At 70.9% G+C, this 18,359-nt stretch carries 22 protein-coding genes; 7 read left to right on the forward strand and 15 right to left on the reverse strand.

Annotated elements, in window-relative coordinates; genetic code table 11:
• Positions 1-7: 7 nt before the first annotated feature.
• Genes serB through glgC form a run of 3 tightly spaced genes read right to left on the reverse strand, consistent with a single transcriptional unit; the run spans position 8 to position 3,331 of the window.
• Entirely contained in the window at positions 8-1,234 is a 1,227-nt protein-coding gene (gene serB / locus P0Y31_RS06310) for a phosphoserine phosphatase SerB (protein WP_275868883.1), read from the reverse strand.
• 31 nt (positions 1,235-1,265) lie between these two features.
• Entirely contained in the window at positions 1,266-2,051 is a 786-nt protein-coding gene (locus tag P0Y31_RS06315; RefSeq protein WP_345803615.1) for an LLM class F420-dependent oxidoreductase, read from the reverse strand.
• 26 nt (positions 2,052-2,077) lie between these two features.
• Positions 2,078-3,331: a glucose-1-phosphate adenylyltransferase gene (gene glgC / locus P0Y31_RS06320; protein WP_275867470.1), complete on the reverse strand. Its 1,254-nt coding sequence runs from the start codon at positions 3,329-3,331 to the stop codon at positions 2,078-2,080.
• Positions 3,332-3,394: 63 nt separating this feature from the next.
• On the opposite strand from glgC, the gene glgA reads away from it, so the two are divergent.
• A complete protein-coding gene (gene glgA / locus P0Y31_RS06325; protein WP_275867472.1) occupies positions 3,395-4,600 on the forward strand; it encodes a glycogen synthase in 1,206 nt (401 codons plus the stop codon).
• Here the strand turns inward: glgA and P0Y31_RS06330 are convergent.
• Together P0Y31_RS06330 and P0Y31_RS06335 are read right to left on the reverse strand one after the other, a co-directional pair.
• Positions 4,597-4,992, reverse strand: coding sequence for a nuclear transport factor 2 family protein (locus P0Y31_RS06330; protein WP_275867474.1), 396 nt, complete (start codon positions 4,990-4,992; stop codon positions 4,597-4,599). The two genes, glgA and P0Y31_RS06330, sit on opposite strands and share 4 nt — an antisense overlap.
• 11 nt (positions 4,993-5,003) lie before the next feature.
• Positions 5,004-5,771: a hypothetical protein gene (locus tag P0Y31_RS06335; RefSeq protein ID WP_275867476.1), complete on the reverse strand. Its 768-nt coding sequence runs from the start codon at positions 5,769-5,771 to the stop codon at positions 5,004-5,006.
• 127 nt (positions 5,772-5,898) lie between these two features.
• On the opposite strand from P0Y31_RS06335, the gene P0Y31_RS06340 reads away from it, so the two are divergent.
• From P0Y31_RS06340 to P0Y31_RS06360, 5 genes are all read left to right on the forward strand, one after another.
• Complete coding sequence (locus P0Y31_RS06340) at positions 5,899-6,717, forward strand: ABC transporter ATP-binding protein (RefSeq protein ID WP_275867478.1); 819 nt, start codon at positions 5,899-5,901, stop codon at positions 6,715-6,717.
• Between the two features lie 30 nt (positions 6,718-6,747).
• A complete protein-coding gene (locus P0Y31_RS06345) occupies positions 6,748-7,215 on the forward strand; it encodes an NfeD family protein (protein WP_275867480.1) in 468 nt (155 codons plus the stop codon).
• A 6-nt stretch (positions 7,216-7,221) separates the two neighbouring features.
• Entirely contained in the window at positions 7,222-8,409 is a 1,188-nt protein-coding gene (locus P0Y31_RS06350; RefSeq protein WP_275867482.1) for an SPFH domain-containing protein, read from the forward strand.
• A 106-nt stretch (positions 8,410-8,515) separates the two neighbouring features.
• A complete protein-coding gene (locus tag P0Y31_RS06355; RefSeq protein ID WP_275867484.1) occupies positions 8,516-9,283 on the forward strand; it encodes a sulfite exporter TauE/SafE family protein in 768 nt (255 codons plus the stop codon).
• A gap of 16 nt (positions 9,284-9,299) precedes the next feature.
• Positions 9,300-10,019 (forward strand): TSUP family transporter, encoded by a 720-nt coding sequence (locus P0Y31_RS06360; RefSeq protein ID WP_275867486.1) that lies wholly within the window; start codon positions 9,300-9,302, stop codon positions 10,017-10,019.
• Positions 10,020-10,051: 32 nt separating this feature from the next.
• Here the strand turns inward: P0Y31_RS06360 and P0Y31_RS06365 are convergent, their stop codons facing one another.
• The 4 genes from P0Y31_RS06365 to P0Y31_RS06380 are packed head-to-tail and all read right to left on the reverse strand — an operon-like array spanning position 10,052 to position 12,336.
• Entirely contained in the window at positions 10,052-10,813 is a 762-nt protein-coding gene (locus P0Y31_RS06365; RefSeq protein ID WP_275867487.1) for an ABC transporter permease, read from the reverse strand.
• Complete coding sequence (locus tag P0Y31_RS06370; RefSeq protein WP_275867489.1) at positions 10,810-11,637, reverse strand: ATP-binding cassette domain-containing protein; 828 nt, start codon at positions 11,635-11,637, stop codon at positions 10,810-10,812. The genes P0Y31_RS06365 and P0Y31_RS06370 overlap by 4 nt, the downstream gene beginning before the upstream one ends.
• Positions 11,634-12,005, reverse strand: a complete 372-nt coding sequence (locus tag P0Y31_RS06375) for a DUF1048 domain-containing protein (RefSeq protein WP_275867492.1) — start codon at positions 12,003-12,005, stop codon at positions 11,634-11,636. Before P0Y31_RS06375 ends, P0Y31_RS06370 begins: the two co-directional genes overlap by 4 nt.
• Before the next feature lies 1 nt (position 12,006).
• Complete coding sequence (locus P0Y31_RS06380) at positions 12,007-12,336, reverse strand: PadR family transcriptional regulator (RefSeq protein WP_275867493.1); 330 nt, start codon at positions 12,334-12,336, stop codon at positions 12,007-12,009.
• A 149-nt stretch (positions 12,337-12,485) separates the two neighbouring features.
• On the opposite strand from P0Y31_RS06380, the gene P0Y31_RS06385 reads away from it, so the two are divergent.
• On the forward strand, positions 12,486-13,304 hold the full coding sequence (locus tag P0Y31_RS06385) for an RNA methyltransferase (protein WP_275867495.1): 819 nt from the start codon (positions 12,486-12,488) through the stop codon (positions 13,302-13,304).
• 28 nt (positions 13,305-13,332) lie between these two features.
• Here the strand turns inward: P0Y31_RS06385 and P0Y31_RS06390 are convergent, their stop codons facing one another.
• The 6 genes from P0Y31_RS06390 to P0Y31_RS06415 all read right to left on the reverse strand — a co-directional run bounded on the left by P0Y31_RS06390 (position 13,333) and on the right by P0Y31_RS06415 (position 18,357).
• Positions 13,333-14,745 (reverse strand): ABC transporter substrate-binding protein, encoded by a 1,413-nt coding sequence (locus tag P0Y31_RS06390; protein WP_275867497.1) that lies wholly within the window; start codon positions 14,743-14,745, stop codon positions 13,333-13,335.
• Between the two features lie 35 nt (positions 14,746-14,780).
• Positions 14,781-15,620: a carbohydrate ABC transporter permease gene (locus P0Y31_RS06395; protein ID WP_275867499.1), complete on the reverse strand. Its 840-nt coding sequence runs from the start codon at positions 15,618-15,620 to the stop codon at positions 14,781-14,783.
• Complete coding sequence (locus P0Y31_RS06400; RefSeq protein ID WP_275807722.1) at positions 15,617-16,519, reverse strand: sugar ABC transporter permease; 903 nt, start codon at positions 16,517-16,519, stop codon at positions 15,617-15,619. The genes P0Y31_RS06395 and P0Y31_RS06400 overlap by 4 nt, the downstream gene beginning before the upstream one ends.
• A 117-nt stretch (positions 16,520-16,636) precedes the next feature.
• Complete coding sequence (locus tag P0Y31_RS06405; protein ID WP_275867501.1) at positions 16,637-17,170, reverse strand: YbhB/YbcL family Raf kinase inhibitor-like protein; 534 nt, start codon at positions 17,168-17,170, stop codon at positions 16,637-16,639.
• Positions 17,171-17,179: 9 nt separating this feature from the next.
• Positions 17,180-17,596 carry a DUF3037 domain-containing protein gene (locus P0Y31_RS06410; protein ID WP_275867503.1) on the reverse strand — a complete coding sequence of 139 codons (417 nt, stop codon included), beginning with the start codon at positions 17,594-17,596 and terminating at the stop codon, positions 17,180-17,182.
• The gene (locus P0Y31_RS06415; RefSeq protein ID WP_275867505.1) at positions 17,593-18,357 is read right to left on the reverse strand and encodes a HipA family kinase; all 765 of its coding nucleotides are present in this window, start codon (positions 18,355-18,357) and stop codon (positions 17,593-17,595) included. The genes P0Y31_RS06410 and P0Y31_RS06415 overlap by 4 nt, the downstream gene beginning before the upstream one ends.
• Positions 18,358-18,359: the final 2 nt, after the last annotated feature.

The raw sequence follows: 18,359 nt of genomic DNA on the forward strand, positions 1-18,359 counted from the left end.
CTAGGAGTCAGGTCGGGAGGATGGGAGGAGCGGGTGTCGGCGTGCCGTCTGCGGCGTCGGCCTCCTCGATCTCCTCCCGGGTGATCCCGAGGAGGTAGAGCACGGCGTCGAGGTAGGGGACGTTGACCGCGGTGTCGGCCTGCTCGCGCACGACGGGCTTGGCGTTGAAGGCGATGCCCAGCCCGGCCACCTCGAGCATGTCGAGGTCGTTGGCCCCGTCACCGATGGCCACGGTCCGCGACAGGGGCAGGCCCGCCTCCTGGGCGAAGTCCCGCAGTGCCCGGGCCTTGCCGGCCCGGTCGACGATGTCGCCCACAAGCCGGCCGGTGAGCCGGCCGTCCTCGACCTCGAGCCGGTTGGCCCGGGCATGGTCGATGCCCAGCTCGCGGGCGAGGTCGCCGACGATCTCGATGAAGCCCCCGGACACCACGGCGACCGTGAACCCGAGCCGCTTCAGGGTGCGCACCAGGGTCCGGGCACCGGGGCTGAGGCGCACGGCTGCGCGGACCTCGTCCAGCACGCCGACCGGCAGCCCCTCCAGCACGGCGACGCGCTGGCGCAGGCTCTGCGCGAAGTCCAGCTCGCCACGCATGGCAGCCTCGGTCACGGCGGCGACCTCCGCCGCCCGGCCGGCGTGGGCGGCCAGGAGCTCGATGACCTCGTCCTGGATGAGGGTGGAGTCGACGTCCATGACGACGAGCCGGCGGCCGCGGCGGGCCAGCCCAGCAGGCGCGACGGCGATGTCCACGCCGTGGACGCTGGACTCCAGCGCCAGCTCGCGACGCAGCGCGATGACGTCCGCGCCCGAGACGTCGAACTCGACGGTGGTCACGGGGTAGCGCGACAGGCGCCGGATGCGGTCGATGTTCGCGCCGTGCGCTGCGATCCGGGCCGTCACCGCCGCCACCGCGCTGGCGAGCAGCGGGGCGCCCAGGACGACGACGGCGACCCTGCCGGTGCGCCGCGGCGCGTTGTCACCGGTGCCGGACTCGAAGCTGGCGGTGAGCCCGAGCGACTGCGCGACCTCACCGACCACCGCCTCCAGGCGGTGTTCCGCGCCCGGTCCAGGCACCAGCAGCATCCCCAGGGTCAGGTGGCCCCGCACGACGACCTGCTCGAGGTCGAGCACCTCGGCGCCCACGTCGGCGATGGCGTCGAAGAGCGCGCTGCTCACGCCCGGGCGGTCGTCACCACTGACCGTGACCAGCAGGGTCGCAGGGTTCGGAGCGGTCAGGTCGGCCACCGCTGAACGATACCGAGCGCCGTCAGCCCGCCCGTCGCGAGTCTCGCCATGCGACCAGGTCGCGCACCGGGGCCATGTCGTAGGTGGGCCCCGTGAGCCCGACCGTGAGCAGGCGGGTGCCCACGGCATACAGGGCCTCGGCGGAGGCGGCGTAGTCGCGTGCGTCCTCGGGGAACCGGCCCGGGCGGGCCGAGACGCCCGCCGACCGCTCCACCTCGCCCGGGTCGCGGCCGACCCGCTCGCACCAGCCGTCGAGCACGGCGTGCTTGTGGGCGATGGTCTCGGGGCTGCCGAAGCCGTGCCAGATGTCGGCGTGCTCGGCCACGATGCGCAGCGTCTTGCGCTCGCCACCGCCGCCGACGAGCACCGGGATGCGACGCGTGGGCGGCGGGTTGAGCCGCGCCCACCGCTCCTTGATCTGGGGCAGGTCGCGGTCGAGCGCGTCGAGCCGGCCGCCGGCCGTGCCGAACTCGTAGCCGTACTCGTCGTAGTCGCGCTCGAACCAGCCGGAGCCGATGCCGAGGATGAGCCTGCCGTCGCTGATGTGGTCGACGGTGCGGGCCATGTCGGCGAGCAGGTGCGGGTTGCGGTAGCTGTTGCAGGTGACGAGGGCGCCGATCTCCACGCGCTCAGTGGCCTCGGCCCAGGCAGCCAGCGTCGTCCAGCACTCGAAATGCGGACCGTCCGGGTCGCCGTACAGGGGAAAGAAGTGGTCCCAGGTGAAGAGCACGTCGGCGCCGATCTCCTCCGCCTGTGCGCAGGCGCGGCGGATCGCGGCGTAGTCCGCGTGCTGCGGCTGGAGCTGCACCCCGATGCGGACGGGCCGGTCACCGGTCAGGGCGTGACCTCCTGGCCCTTGGCGACCACGGTCAGGCCGGACTCGGTGACCTGGAACCCGCGGGCCAGGTCGTGCTCACGGTCGACGCCGATCGTGGTGTCCTCGGGCACGTAGACGTTCTTGTCGATGATCGCCTTGCGGATGACGACGCCCCGGCCGACCTCGACGCCGTCCATGAGGACGCTGTCGTCGATCGTGGTGAGGCTGTGGACGTGCACCCGGGGAGAGAGGACCGAGTTGGTCACGGTGGCCCCGCTGATCACCACGCCGGGGGAGACGGCGGAGTTGTGGGCCTCGCCGTACTTGCCCTTCGACCCGTGCACCAGCTTGGCCGGCGGGTAGGGGCCGTAGTCGGTGTAGATCGGCCACTCGTAGTTGTAGAGGTTGAAGACCGGGTGCACCGAGACGAGGTCCATGTTGGCCTCCCAGTAGGAGTCCAGCGTCCCGACGTCTCGCCAGTAGGCCTGGTCGCGCTCGGTCGCGCCCGGGATGACGTTGTCCTTGAAGTCGTAGACGTAGGCGGACTTCTCGTCGACGAACGCCGGCACGATGTCGCCGCCCATGTCGTGCTTGCTGCCCTCGCGGGTGTCGTCGCGGGTGACCGCGTCGATCAGCACGCTGGCGTCGAAGACGTAGTTGCCCATCGAGGCGAGCACCTCGTCGGGGGAGTCGGGCAGGCCCACGGCGTCGGTGGGCTTCTCGCGGAAGGCCTGGATGCGCCGGGGCTCCGCGGCGTCGACCTCGATGACCCCGAACTGGTCGGCGAGCGAGATCGGCTGCCGGATCGCGGCCACCGTCACACCGGCGCCGGTCTCGATGTGCTGCTGCACCATCTGCGAGAAGTCCATGCGGTAGACGTGGTCGGCGCCGACGACGACCACGATGTCCGGGTTCTCGTCGTGCACGAGGTTCAGGCTCTGGAAGATCGCGTTCGCGCTGCCGAGGTACCAGTTCTTGTCGATCCGCTGCTGGGCCGGCACAGGGGTGACGTAGTTGCCCAGCATGTTCGACATGCGCCAGGTCTTCGTGATGTGCCGGTCGAGGCTGTGCGACTTGTACTGCGTCAGCACCACGCTCTTGAGGTAGCCGGAGTTCACGACGTTGCTGAGGGCGAAGTCGATGAGGCGGTAGATGCCGCCGAAGGGCACCGCCGGTTTGGCCCGGTCGGCGGTGAGGGGCATCAGCCGCTTGCCCTCGCCTCCCGCGAGCACGATCGCCAGAACCCTGGGTCCGCCTCGTCTGTATGGCATGAGACGACAGTAGGGAATGTCAGCCCTCGCGGCGACCCGATCCCGGGCACTACTGTCGCGGAGGTGAGAGTCGACGTCCTCAGCAAGGAGTACCCGCCCCAGATCTACGGCGGCGCCGGGGTCCACGTGGCCGAGCTCGTCCGAGCGCTGCGCGTGCGGGGTGACGTCGACACCCGGGTGCGCTGCTTCGGCCTGCCGAGGGACGAGGCGGGCACCTACGGCTACCCCGACCTGCCGGACCTGGCGGACGCCAACCCGGCCCTGCAGACCATGGGGGTCGACCTGCGGATGGCCGGCGACTGCCTCGGGGCCGACCTCGTGCACTCGCACACGTGGTACGCCAACTTCGCCGGCCACACGGCCTCCCTGCTCGGCGGGATGCCGCACGTGGTCACGGCGCACAGCCTCGAGCCGATGCGCCCGTGGAAGGCCGAGCAGCTCGGGGGCGGCTACCGGGTGTCGTCCTTCGTGGAACGCACCGCCTACGAGGCGGCCGACGCCGTGATCGCGGTCAGCGCGGGCATGCGCGACGACGTGCTGCGCGCCTACCCCTCCATCGACCCCGAGCGGGTGCACGTGGTGCACAACGGCATCGACGCGCAGCTGTGGCAGCGCGACCCCGACCCGGACATCGCCCGCCGGCACGGGGTCGACCCCGACCGCCCGTCGGTCATCTTCGTCGGGCGGATCACCCGTCAGAAGGGCCTGCCCTACCTGCTGCGCGCAGCAGCGGCGCTGCCGCCGGATGTGCAGGTCGTGCTGTGCGCGGGCGCGCCGGACACCCCGGAGATCCTGGCCGAGGTCGAGGCGCTCATGGACACGCTCCGCTCGCAGCGCGACGGGGTCGTGTGGATCCCCGAGATGCTGCCGCGCGGCGAGGTCGTGGCCCTGCTGAGCTGTGCCACCGTCTTCGCGTGCCCGTCGGTCTACGAGCCGCTGGGCATCGTGAACCTCGAGGCGATGGCCTGCGAGCTGCCGGTGGTCGCAACCGCGACCGGCGGCATCCCCGAGGTGGTCGTGCCCGGGGAGACGGGCTGGCTGGTGCCCATCGAGCAGGTGCAGGACGGCACCGGCACGCCCGTCGACCCGGACCGGTTCGTGAACGACCTCGCAGCCGCACTCAACGACGCCGTCAGCGACCCCGCGCGCGCCGACCGGATGGGGTTGGCAGGGCGCCGGCGGGCGCTGGACGCCTTCTCGTGGGCCACGATCGGCGACCGGACGATGCAGGTCTACCTCGACGTGCTGCGGCGCCGGGCCCTGGCCTAGTCGCCCGCGGCCACGGCGTGCAGGGCGTCGTCCTCGGTCTCGTACCGGCTGACCGAGGTCACGAGGCCGTCGGCCGCGGTGAACACCGCCCACGTGTCGACCGGGTGCTCGGTCGGCGCCTGGGCCGGGGCGTCCTTCGTCGTCGTCCACTGCGCCCGCTCGTGCACGAAGACGCGTCCGTCCACCTCCCGCAGGGGGTGCTGGGGCTCCAGCCGTATGCCGGAGCGCCTCAGCCAGGCGCGCATCAGCTCGTGGCCGTGTCCGGTGCCCTGCGGGCCGCCGACAGCGACGGAGGGGGCGCAGAGCGCCACCGCAGCCTCGACGTCCCCGCCGTTCACGGCGTCGTGCCAGGCCTGGACGGTCTCCTCCGCGGAACGCGTGTGCTCAGCCATGCCTCACGCTCTCACGCCGGGCGCCATCCGGCCAGAACGGCGCAGGCGGCGTTCGTGGCGTCGGCGAGGGCGTGGTCGGCCGCCCGCTGCAGGCGCAGCAGCAGGGACCGGCGGCTTGCCGATGTGGCGGTGTCGAGCGCGTCGTCGGGACCGGCCAGCCCGGCGTCGCAGATCTGGGCGACGGTGCCCGCCAGCGCGATGACCCGCTGGGCCCGAGCCGGCAGCCCGTCCGGCAGCCCCCAGCGCCCGCCGAGGGACCCGTCGGCGAGGTCACGGGCCGCCGACGCGGAGAAGGGCTGCCCACCGACCCGGTCGAGGGCCTCGGTCACCTCGATGAGCTCGAGCCGGAGGTGCCGCTCGAGCTGGGAGGGCTCGAGCCCCTCGACCCGGTGGCGGGGCACCGGGTCGGCGTCGTAGGCCTTCCAGTCGACCCGGGTGCCCGTGTCGAGGGCGGAGCCACCGACGCTGCCGAAGGTGTCGAGGACCGGCACGAGGAGACCACCCATGCCCGGCACGTAGACGCACTCACCGGCCTCGGCGGCCGCGCCCTGCGCGTCCGACCCGGCGCCCGGGAGGCCGGAGAGGTCGCCGGGGGCGGGCAGCGCCACCAACAGGGCCCGCTCACCGAGGTCGCGCCAGAGGTCGAGGCGCCCGAGGTCGCCGGCGACGTGGTCGATGTCCGGCAGCGCGGCGGCGACGGCCGCCTCCAGGGACGAGCCGCCGTTCCACGACGCAGTGGTCCACAGGGCGAGGCGGACGGAGGCGGGCAGCTCGGGCACCGATCCATCCTAAGGAGCCTGCCCGAGCCGGGTGCGCTGACGCCCGGTCAGGATGCCGCCGCAACCGGCGGCGACGACCGGGCACGTCGGCGCCGCCACGGGTGGTGCGTCAACTAGGGTCGGGGCCATGAGTGACGTCCTGGAGTTCGCCGGTGTGAGCGTCGTGCGGGGTCAGAGCACCCTGCTCGACGACATCACCTGGGAGGTCGAGGAGGGCCAGAGGTGGGTCATCCTCGGCCCCAACGGAGCTGGCAAGACGACCCTGCTCCAGCTGGCGGCCGGCCGGATGCATCCCACGCGCGGCGTGGCCGGCGTCCTCACCGAGGTCCTTGGCACGGTCGACGTGTTCGAGCTGCGTCCGCGGATCGGCCTGGCCTCGGCCTCGCTGGCCGAGCGCATCCCCGGCGACGAGGTGGTGCACAACGTCGTGGTCACCGCGTCCTACGGCGTGGTCGGCCGCTGGCGGGAGGCCTACGACACCCTCGACCACCAGCGGGCGGCGGAGCTGCTCGAGGCGCTCGGGGCCGACCACCTCGCCGACCGACGGTTCGGCACCCTCTCGGAGGGGGAGCGCAAGCGGGTGCAGATCGCGCGTGCGCTCATGACCGACCCCGAGCTCATGCTGCTCGACGAGCCGGCTGCCGGCCTCGACCTCGCCGGGCGCGAGGACCTGGTGCGCCGCCTGGGCGGGCTGGCCGCTGACGTAGAGGCGCCGGCGCTCGTGCTCGTGACCCACCACGTCGAGGAGATCCCCCCGTCCTTCACCGACGTGCTGCTCCTGCGCGAGGGCAGGGTGGTCGCCCAGGGGCCGATCGAGATCACCCTGACGGCCGAGAACCTCTCGGCCACGTTCGGGCTGCCGCTCGTGCTCGACCGCCACGGCGACCGCTGGTCGGCCCGCGCCGGCAACGGTGCGGGAACGCAGGGGTCGGCCTCGGCGTCGTAACAGAACACAGGCACTGACGGAGGGGAAACCATGGAGTGGCTGGGCGACAACCCCTGGCTCATCTGGGTCGGGGTGGCGCTGGTGCTGGCAGCGATCGAGGCGGCGACCGTCGACTTCGTCTTCATCATGCTTGCCGCTGGGGCGCTCGCCTCGGCGGTGGCCGCCGCGTTCGGGGCGCCGTTCGCCCTGCAGATCGTGGTGGGCGTGGTCGTGGCGGTCGCGCTCCTGGTGGCCGTCCGCCCTTGGGTGAGAAGGAAGTTCAACGAGACGGCTGCGTCGGCGACGATCGGCGCGGGCAGCCTCGTCGGCCGCACTGCCTGGGTCCTGCAGACGGTCACCAACACCGACGGCCGGGTCAAGCTCGCCGGTGAGACGTGGTCGGCGAGGCTCGCCGAGGGCGACACACCACTCACGCCGGGACAGCAGGTCCGGGTCGTGTCAATCCAGGGGGCCACGGCGATCGTCGCCGGCAACGCGCTCTCCAACAGAGGGGAATGACCACACATGGAAATCGGAGCGGGCTACATCGTCCTGCTGCTGCTCGTCATCTTCGCGGCGATCGTCATCATCCGCACGGTGCGGATCGTCCCGCAGCAGACGGCGCTCATCATCGAACGGCTCGGCCGCTACTCGCGCACCCTCGAGGGCGGCATCCACTTCCTCGTGCCGTTCGTCGACAAGGTGCGCGCCACTGTCGACCTGCGTGAGCAGGTCGTCTCGTTCCCGCCGCAGCCGGTCATCACCTCCGACAACCTCGTCGTCAACATCGACACCGTCATCTACTACTCGGTGATCGACGCCAAGTCCGCGGTCTACGAGATCGCCAACTTCATCCAGGGCATCGAGCAGCTCACCGTCACGACCCTGCGCAACGTCATCGGCTCGCTCGACCTCGAGCAGACCCTCACCAGCCGCGACCAGATCAACGCGCAGCTGCGAGGCGTCCTCGACGAGGCCACCGGCAAGTGGGGCATCCGGGTCAACCGCGTGGAGCTCAAGGCCATCGACCCGCCGATGTCGGTGCAGGAGTCGATGGAGAAGCAGATGAAGGCCGAGCGCGAGCGCCGCGCCCAGATCCTGTACGCCGAGGGCACCAAGCAGTCCGCGATCCTCACCGCCGAGGGCGAGAAGCAGAGCCAGATCCTGCGCGCGGAGGGCTCGGCGCAGGCCCGCATCCTCGAGGCCCAGGGCCAGGCCCGGGCCATCCAGCAGGTCTTCGACGCCATCCATCGCGGCAAGCCGACCCAGAAGCTGCTCGCCTACCAGTACCTCCAGGTGCTGCCGCAGCTCGCCCGCGGCGACGCCAACAAGATGTGGATCATCCCGAGCGAGCTGACCGACGCCCTGAAGGGGATCGGCGGCATGCTGGGACGCGGCGAGGGCGGCGGCACGTTCTCCGGGGGCGACGACGAGGCCTGGGTCGACCCGGGCGACCTCGGCACGGCCTTCGAGGAGACCGCCCTCGAGGACCCCAGGCAGGCCCTGGCCGAGGCCCGTGGCCAGGCAGGGCGCGCCAGCCGCGAGGCCACCGAGCACGCCACCCCCGCCCCGCGGGTGCAGCCTCCCATGACGCCGCCGGCCGACGCCGTGCCCCATCCCGAGCCGGGCGACCCGGCACCGGCCACCGAGCCCGCGGTGCCCCCGGTGCCGCCGCCCGCGCAGGGCGGCCAGCCCGGCACGCCGCCGGCCTGAGAGCCCGACCACCCGCCCCGGTATGCCGCCCGCTCACCCGAGCGGGCGGCATGCCGCTGTGCGGGCCCGGGAAGCCGGCCCGCGGGGGCGTCGCTAGGGTTGCCGGGTGTCTCCCGTCGAAGCCCTCTGCATCCTGCTCGCGGGCATGGCGGCCGGCACGATCAACACCATCGTGGGCTCCGGGACGCTCATCACCTTTCCCACGCTGCTCTTCTTCGGCTACCCACCGGTCGTCGCCAACGTGTCGAACACCGTGGGACTGGTGGCCGGCGGCGTGACGGGCGTGCACGGCTACCGCTCCGAGCTGCGGGGCACGACGCGCACGCTGCGCCGCCTCGTGCCGATGTCGTTGCTGGGCGCGGTGATCGGCGCGGTGCTGTTGCTGGTGCTTCCGCCCGAGGCGTTCAACGCCATCGTCCCGGCGCTGATTGCGCTCGGCCTCGTGCTGGTCGTGCTCGGGCCACGCCTGCAGGACGCTGCGGTGCGGCGCCACCGTGACGCGGTGGTGCCGTGGCACCAGCCCGTCATGATGGGCGGCGTCCTCGTCGCCGGGATCTACGGGGGCTACTTCGGCGCAGCCCAGGGGGTCATCCTCATCGGCCTCCTGAGCGCCCTGAGCAGCGAGCCGCTCCAGCGCCTCAACGGCTACAAGAACGTCCTGGGCACCGTCGTGAACGCGGTCGCCGCGGTGACCTTCATGCTCGTGGCCTGGGACAGGATCGACTGGCCCGCAGCGGGTCTGGTCGCCCTCGGCGCGCTGGCGGGCGGCTACATCGGCTCCACGGTCGGCCGACGCCTGCCCCCGAACGGCCTGCGAGCGTTCATCATCGTCATCGGCGTCGTCGCCATCGTGAAGATGGTCTGGTTCCCCTGATGGCTGCGCTGCGCTGATGGAGTGGGGCGTGGTGGTCCCGCTCGGGCTCGCGCTGTTCGCCGGCGCGTTCGTGCAGAGCTCGATCGGCTTCGGGATGGCCCTCGTGGCAGCGCCGTTCGTCGTGGTGCTCGCGCCCGAGCTGATGCCGGGGGCGCTGCTGGTGACCAGCTTCAGCCTGCCGGTGGTGCAGCTCGCGCACGCGCCTGCCGACATCGCGTGGCGGCCCCTCGGCATCGCCCTGGGGGGCCGGGCGCTGCTCACCCCTGTCGGCGTCGCCGTCGTGGCCCTGATGTCCGTGCAGGCGATCTCCGTGCTGGTGGGCCTGCTGGTCCTGCTCTCGGTGGCGGCGTCGGTCTGGGCCATCGAGATGCGTGCCACCGACCGCAACGCCGCCGTGGCCGGGGCCCTCGCAGGGATCTCAGGGACGGCTGCCTCCATCGGCGGGCCCTTCCTGGCCCTGGTGCTGCAGCACGAGCGGCCCACCCGGTTGCGGGCCACCCTGGCCGCCTTCTTCCTCGCCGGCACGGCGTTCGCGGTCCTCGGCCTGGCGCTCGTGGGGGAGTTCACGGGCGACCAGCTGCGGGCGGGCCTGTCGTGGATCCCCTTCGTCGCGCTCGGGTACGCCGCCGCCGGCCCGCTGCGCGAGCGCCTCGACCGTGGCCGGCTGAGGTTGGCGGTGCTGTGGTTATGCACGATCGCCGGGACCAGCGTGATCGTGCGGGCCCTCGCCACCTGATCGCGCTGACGGGGGAGCTCGGGCGACGGGGTCTAGGAGATCCTGCGGCGGTAGATCACGATGGCGAAGACGTACGCCACGACGAGGAGTCCGCCGCACCAGGCAAGGGCGAGCCAGATGTCGGTGCCCACCGGCTGCTGGGTGAGCAGGTCGCGGACCGCGTCGACGATGGACGTCACCGGCTGGTGCTCGGCGAAGGCGCGCACGGGGCCGGGCATGGTCTCGGTGGGCACGAAGGCCGAGCTGATGAACGGCAGGAGGATGAGCGGGTAGGAGAACGCGCTCGCGCCGTCCGCGGTCTTCGCGGAGAGGCCGGGGATCACGGCCAGCCACGTCAGCGCCAAGGTGAACAGGGTCAGGATGCCGGCGACCGCGAGCCACGCCAGCACGCCGGCACCAGAGCGGAAGCCCATGAGGAGGGCTGCGAGCACGACGACCACCAGCGACATCAGGATGGCGACCAGTGAGGTCAGCACATGCGCCCACAGCACGGACGACCGTGCGATCGGCATGGAGTGGAACCGCTCGAAGATGCCGCTGTTCATGTCCAGGAAGAGCCGGAACGCAGTGTAGGAGACGCCCGAGGCAACCGTGATGAGCAGGATGCCGGGCAGCAGGTAGTCCACATAGGAGTCCGACCCTGAGTTGATGGCGCCGCCGAACACGAAGACGAACAGCAGCAAGAAGGCGATCGGCATGACCGTTGTCGTGATGATGGTGTCCAGACTGCGCGTGATGTGGCGCAGGGATCGCCCTGTGAGCACGGCGGTGTCACCGAAGAAGTGCGTGGTCATCGTTGCTCCTCAGTCTTGCGTGCTGACGCTGCGGTGATGGCGGCGTCGCGGTCCCTGCGGTCGTCACCGACGAGGGCGAGGAAGACGTCTTCGAGGGTCGGCTGCTTCTCGACGTACTCGACCGTGGGGGGTGGGAGCAGCAGCTTGAGCTCGGCGAGGGTGCCGTTCACGATGATCCGACCCCCGTGGAGGATCGCGATCCGGTCGGCCAGCTGTTCGGCCTCGTCCAGGTACTGCGTCGTGAGCAGCACCGTCGTGCCGCGCTCGGCGAGCTCCCTGACCGTCCGCCACACCTCGACCCGCGCCTGGGGGTCGAGCCCGGTCGTCGGCTCGTCGAGGAAGATGACCGGCGGGTTCCCGACGAGGCTCATCGCGATGTCGAGGCGCCGGCGCATGCCGCCCGAGTAGGTCGACACCTTGCGCGCTGCGGCGTCGCTCAGCGAGAAACGATCGAGCAGGGCGTCCGCGATCGTGTCCGGGTCCTGGAGGTGCCGCAACCGGGCGACCAGCACGAGGTTCTCCCGCCCGCTGAGGATGTCGTCGACGGCCGCGAACTGGCCTGTGAGGCTGATGGACTCCCGCACGTCCGCGGCCTGCGACGCGACGTCGAAGCCGTTGACGCTGGCCGTCCCCGCGTCGGCCCGCAGGAGCGTGGACAGGATTCTCACGACCGTGGTCTTGCCCGCCCCGTTCGACCCGAGCAGGGCGAAGATGCTGCCCCGCTCCACCTCGAACTCCACACCGCGCAGCACCTCGAGCTCCTTGAAGGACTTCTCCAGACCCTGCACCCCGATGGCAGGTGCAACGGCCGCGGGCGTCGTCATCGCGAGCCCTGCCCTTCGTCCGCCTCGGCGTCGTCGATGGCCTTGACCAACCGGTCCCGCTCCCTGCGAAGCCAGCTGCCTTCGTCGTAGTTGCGGATGAACGCCTCGACGAACTCGACGGGGTCCTCGCCGACGACGTCGCGAACGGACGAACCGTTCGCCGCGCTCTGCTCGAACAGGTCGGCGAGGTCCTCGAGCATCCGCATCGCGGTCTCGCCGTCAGACACCCCGCCGGCGTGCATGAGGTAGCGCTCGACCCCCTTCGCCGCGCCGCGGTAGTTCGGGGGGAGCAGCGCCACACGCGCCTTGTACTGCCGCCACCGACGCTTCTCGCCGATCACCTTGGTGGCGAGGTCAGGGATTCGCATGTCAGTTCTCTCCTTCGCGGAGCCGGTGAATTCGTTCTGCGAGAAAGCTCCAGGTCCTCCAGAACTCTTCGAGGTGCTCGCGTCCTCGAGCGTTGAGCGAGTACACCTTCCGCGGCGGTCCCTTCTCGGACGGGACCTTCTCGACGTCGACGAGGCCGCGGTTCTCGACCCTGACGAGCAACGCGTAGACGGTGCCCTCGGCGATGTCGGAGAAGCCCTGGTCGCGCAGCCACGCCGTGATCTCGTAGCCGTGCGCGGGCCGGGCGGACAGGATCGCCAGGACGATGCCCTCCAGGGTCCCCTTGAGCATCTCCGTCTCCTGCTTACCCATGGAGCACCCTTCTTCTACTCAGTGACACTGACTACCAGTACATAGTAACGCTGAGTAGTGCCTGCGCAAGCCCCTTTTGGCGCACCAGACCTGGCACCCTGGTGGAGGGGGACGAAGCCCCGGTCCCGGGCCTGGGGCAGGATTGGCGCGTGCCGATCCACATCGACGACCCCGCCGATACCCGTCTCGCGGACTACGTGGCGCTGACCGACGTCGCGCTGCGCCGGCGCACCGAGCCCGAGCGCGGCCTCTACATCGCCGAGTCGGAGAAGGTGATCCGTCGGGCGCTGGCGGCAGGGCACCGGCCGCGCTCCTACCTCATGGCCGAGCGGTGGCTCACCGACCTGGCCGACCTGGTGGGCGCGGCTGAGGAGGACGGCATCCCCGTCTTCGTCGGTCCGCACGAGGTGATCGAGCAGCTGACGGGGTTCCACCTCCATCGGGGGGCGCTGGCATCGGTGCAACGGCCGGCGCTGTCCTCGGTCGAGGAGCTCGTGAGCGGGGCCCGCCGGGTGATGGTGCTCGAGGACATCGTGGACCACACCAACGTGGGGGCGGTGTTCCGTTCGGCCGCCGCGCTGGGCGTGGACGCCGTGCTGGTGACACCGCGGTGCGCGGACCCTCTGTACCGCAGGGCGATCCGCGTCTCCATGGGCACGGTCTTCCAAGTGCCGTGGACGCGCATCGACCCGTGGCCGGGTGGGGTGGCGACGCTGCAGGAGAACGGCTTCACCGTGGCGACCCTGGCCCTGGCCGACGACGCGGTGAGCCTCGACGCCCTTGCCGCCGACCCGCCCGAGCGCCTGGCGCTGGTGCTGGGCACCGAGGGCGACGGCCTGTCGCACCACACGATCGCGGCGGCCGACCTGACCGTGACCATCCCGATGGCCGGGGGAGTGGACTCCCTGAACGTGGCTGCGGCGGGCGCCGTGGCCGCTTGGGCCCTGCGCCCGCCGCAGCGGGGGTGACGCGGACGGTGCCGTGTCGGTGGCTCGGCTACTTCACCGAGTCGTTGTAGCTCTTGATCTGGGCCTCGAGGCCCTGGGCGGCCTTGGTCATGGACTGCTGCGGGTCGCCGCCGTTGAGGACGGCCTCCAGGCCGTCCTCGGAGGCCTTGCGCGCCTGGGGCATGACACCGAGCAGACAGCCCTGCGTCGCCTTGGTCAGCTCGGTGCCCTCCAGCTGCTTCACCGCCACGTCGAACAGCGGGTTGGCCTTGCGGTACTCGACGTCGATCGGCTCGTTGAGGGCGCCCTTGGAGATGGGGAAGTAGCCCGTGTCGGTGTGCCACGTGGCCTGGCTCTTGGGCTCAGCCAGGAACTTCACGAACTGCCAGGCGGCTTCCTTGTTGGCGTCCTTGTGCCCGACGCCGTTGATCCACAGGGAGGCACCACCGATGATCGGGCCGCTGGTGTCGCCGGCCTTCACGTGCGGGTAGTTCGCCGCGCCGAGCTCCCAGCCACCCTGCTTGGCGGCCTCGCTGTAGCCGCCGAGCTGGCCGGTCGACTCGAGGTTGATGGCCAGCTGACCGGACTTGAAGGCGGCCTGGGCCGACTTGGTGTCGCGGCCGGTGTTGGCGGCGAGGCCGTCCTTGACCATCTTCTGCCACCACGTGACGACGTCGATGGCCGTGCCCTGGTCGAACTGCACCTTGGTCGCCTTGCCGTCGCGACCGTTGCCCTGGTCGCAGTACTCGCTGCCGCTGGTGGCGATGAACTGCTCGAGCAGCCAGCCGTAGATGGCCGCGCCGAAGCCGTAGTCGGCCGGGCCGCCGCTCTTCTTCGACAGCTTCTCGGCGGCGGCGCGGATCTCCTCGAGGTTGGTCGGCGGCTTCTCGGGGTCGAGACCGGCCTTCTTGAAGAGCGTCTTGTTGTAGTACATGACCGGCATCGAGGTGTTGAACGGCATCGAGTGCAGCTTGCCGCCGACCGAGTAGTAGCCGGTGATGTTGGGCTGCAGGTCACCGACGTTGACCTTGTCGCGGTCGATGAACGACTGCATGGGCACGGTCTGCTTGGCGTCGATCATGAACTGCGTGCCGATGTCGTAGATCTGGATGACGTCGGGCGTCGACTTGCTCTGGATCGCGGCCTTGTACTTGGTGATCGCGTCGTCGTACTTGCCCGCGTAGGTGGCCTTGACCTCGATCTTGCCCTTGTTGGCGGTGTTGAAGTCGGTCACCAGCTTGGTGAGGGCCTCGGCGTTCTTGCCGTCCATGGCGTGCCAGAACGACACGGTCGTGACACCGCTGGCCTTGTCGAGCGCGCCGGCCTCCGGAGCGCCCGCGGCGTCGCCACCGGCGCTGTCGCCGCCGCAGGCGGCGAGGAGGAGCGAGAGCGAGGCGAGGCCCGCCGGCACGGCATACCGGAGGCGCGCCTGTCGGGCGGTCCCCCTGCTTGAGCTGAACACGTCGTGGTCTCCTTTGCGGATCATGATTGACAGCACTACTTGACGGCACCCGCGGTGAGCCCGCGGACGATGAAGCGCTGCCCGAAGATGACGAGCAGCAGGGTGGGGAAGAGCGCGAGCATCACACCGGCCAGCACCATGCCGGGGGAGTCCCCGTCGGAGGTCTGCAGCTGGCTGATGCCGATCTGGATGGTCTGGTGGCGCGGATCCTCGGTGGCCAGCAGCGGCCAGAAGTACATGTTCCAGGCCGAGAGCGCCGACCAGATGCCCAGCGCCGCGAGGCTGGGACGGCTCAGGGGGAGCAGGATCGAGAAGAGGAACCGCACGTGCCCCGCCCCGTCGACCCGGGCCGCGTCGCGCAGCTCCATGGGGAAGGACAGGAAGGACTGGCGCAGCAGGAAGGCGCCGAAGCCGGTCGCGAGGAACGGCAGGGTCAGGCCGGCGATCGTGTCCTTCAGGCCCCACTGCGAGATGAGCAGGTAGTTGGGGATGATGATCGACTCGTAGGGGATCATCATCGTGCTGAGGAACAGGCCGAACCAGAACGCCCGCCACCTCAGGGGCAGGAAGACGAAGGCGTAGGCGGCCAGCGCGCTCGTGACCATCTGGCCGGCGGTGATGACGAGGGTTTGCAGCACGCTGGTGAGGTACTGGTTGCCCAGCGGGATGATGCCAAGCGCGTCGCTGTAGTTCTCCGGGTGCAGGCCGTTGACCGGCCAGAGCGCGGGCGGGAAGGAGTTGGTGTCCCGCTCGCCCATGAACGAGCCCACCAGCCCGTAGTAGACCGGGAACAGCACGACGACGAACAGCAGCCCGAGGACGAGGTAGGAGCCCCAGCCTCCGCGACGGGGCCGGGCAGTGCGCGGGTTCCTCACCGGTAGAACACCTTTCGCTCGAGCACGCCGAACTGGACGGCGGTGATGGCCAGCACCACGAGCAGCAGCACCATGGCCTGGGCCGAGGCGTAGCCGTAGTTGGAGTTGTTGTTGGCGAACGCCTGCTCGTAGATGGAGTACACGAGCGTCGTGGTCGTGCCCTCGGGCCCGCCCACGGTCAGGATCTTGATCTGGCCGAAGCTCTGCAGGGCGTGGATCGTGCCGACGACGACCAGGAAGAACAGCTGCGGCGTGATGAGCGGCATGATGATCGAGCGCTGCAGCCGCAGGCCCGAGGCGCCGTCGAGCCGCGCGGCCTCGAGCACGTCCTCGGGCAGGGCGCCGAGGCCGGCGGAGATGACGAGCAGGTTGTAGCCGAGCTGCATCCAGACGGTCGCCGCTGCCACCGACCAGATCGCGAGGTCGGGGTCGGTGAGCCACTGCACCTTGTCGACACCGACGTAGGACAGCAGGCCGTTGAGGACGCCCGAAGCAGGGTTGTAGAGCACCCCGAAGATCACCGAGGCCGTGGCCACCGAGAAGGCAAACGGGAGGGCGAACGCCGTGCGGAAGAAGCGGACGGCGCGGATCCGACCCTGCAGCAGGAGGGCGACGACCAGGGCGATCGCGATGCTGGGGAAGACCGTCAGCACCGTGAACGCGAAGGTCACCCAAAGCACCTGGAGGAAGTCCGGGTCGGTGAAGAGCCGCGTGTAGTTGACGAAGCCGACGAAGCCGCTGGGGTTGCCGATGATGTCCGTCCCCTGCACCGAGAGGAGGATCGACTTGGCCAGCGGCCAGAAGACGAAGACTGCGAAGACGAGCAGGGCCGGCACGAGGTACCCGAAGGCCATCGCGGACGCGCGGCGGCGCTCGGCCCCCACCGTTGTAGAGCTCATGCGGGGGACCCTACCCAGCGAAACGGTCAAATTTGCGCAGGGGCGCCCGTTGATGTCGTGACCGGTTCACGGGCGGGACGGGGACCTGTGGCAGCTCCGCCCCGCCGGCCGCGCAGCTCAGGCGTTCTGGTAGTGCGCCATCACCTGTGCACGTCCGAGCGTGTGCATCACCGTGTTGAACGACGCGGCGGTCGCGGTCACGGAGTCGTCGATGCCCAGGTCGTCGGTGTCGAGCGCGTGCACGACGAAGTAGTAGCGGTGCGGGTGGTCGCCGGGAGGCGGGGCGCAACCGCCGAACGCCTTCTTGCCGTAGTCGTTCACGACGTGGAAGGCGCCGTCAGGCAGGTTCGCGCCGCCGGCGGAGCCGGCGTTCTCCGCCAGCTCGGTCACATCCGCCGGGATGTTCAGCACGGTCCAGTGCCAGAAGCCCGACGGCGTCGGTGCGTCGGGGTCGAAGCAGGTGACGGCGTAGCCGCGGGTGCCCTCCGGGGCTCCGCTCCACGACAGCTGCGGCGAGACGTTGCTGCCGTCGACCGCGTGCTTCGGCGGCACCTCGCCGCCGTCGGTGAAGGAGTCGCTCGTCACCGTGAACGACGGCACCGGCGGCAGGAAGTCGTAGGGGTTGGGTGGCTGTTGGCGATCGAGCTTCATGGCGCGACCCTAGCCGCGGTCGGTCGGTCCAACCAGCCGTGCGACGAGCCGCTCGAGCTCGGCGGCGGGGTCGGCCGCGAGGCCTCCGTGCACGGGTCCCGGCTGCACGACGGTGCTCCGGGGCGCGCTGAGCCAGCCGAACCGGCGGCCCAGGCCGCCGAGGTCGGGCAGCCCGCCGCCGGTGACACCGCGGCACACCTGGCACACGGTCTCGAGAGCGTCGGCCACCTCGGCGGTGTCGAGGTCGGGCGCGAGCGCGCGCAGGCGTGCCTCGTCGACCTCGTAGCGCGCCGCCAGGAAGTCCGCGGCCTGGCTGTAGAGGACGACACCGACGTTGACGAACTCCTCGCGCTCGACGCGGGGCACGCAGCGGAGCACGACGTACTGGTAGCCCTGCAGGGTCCCCTTCGTGCCGACCGTGCTCATCGCGCACCTCCCGGGAGCCAGGCCGTGGAGGCCACGCGGGCGAGCAGGTGCTCGCGGTATGCCGTGCGCACATCACCGGGGGAGTCCAGCCCGGGTGCCTCCTCCAGCCAGGCGTCGGGAACCTGGGCCACCACCTCGTCCAGCAGCGCGGCCGTCACCTTGGGCGACAGCCGCTCGTGCGCCTCCGGGACGCTGGAGGCGACGTCGGCCAGCACGTGCCTGCTCGCGTCGTAGGGCTGGGCGGCGAACCGCTGCGGGTCGGGCCCGCGGCTCGGCCACTGGTGGTGGAAGTAGAGGGCGGCACCGTGGTCGATGCACCAGGGCTCGCCGTGCCAGACCAGGAGGTTGGGGTTGGCCCACGTCCGGTCGACGTTGGCGACCAGCGCGTCGAGCCACACGATGTCGGCGGCCTGCTCGGGTGATGGCGGACGGGAGCCGTCGTAGCCGAAGGACCCGGGCAGGAAGTCGATGCCCAGGTTGAGGCCGAGGCTGGCCGTGAGCAGGTCCTGCACCTCCTCGTCGGCCTCGTAGCGCGCGATGGGGGCCTGGAGGTCGACGAGCGCGAGGCGCGGCACGCGCAGCCTGAGCCGTCGGGCCAGCTCGCCGACGACGACCTCGGCGACCAGCACCTTGACGCCCTGTCCGGCGCCGCGGAACTTCAGCACGTAGGTGCCGCAGTCGTCGGCCTCCACGACGCCCGGCAGCGACCCGCCCTCGCGCAGGGGTGTCACGTAACGGGTCGCGGTGATCTGCTCGAGCACGG

Source organism: Knoellia sp. 3-2P3 (assembly GCF_029223115.1).
Taxonomy (GTDB): domain Bacteria; phylum Actinomycetota; class Actinomycetes; order Actinomycetales; family Dermatophilaceae; genus Pedococcus_A.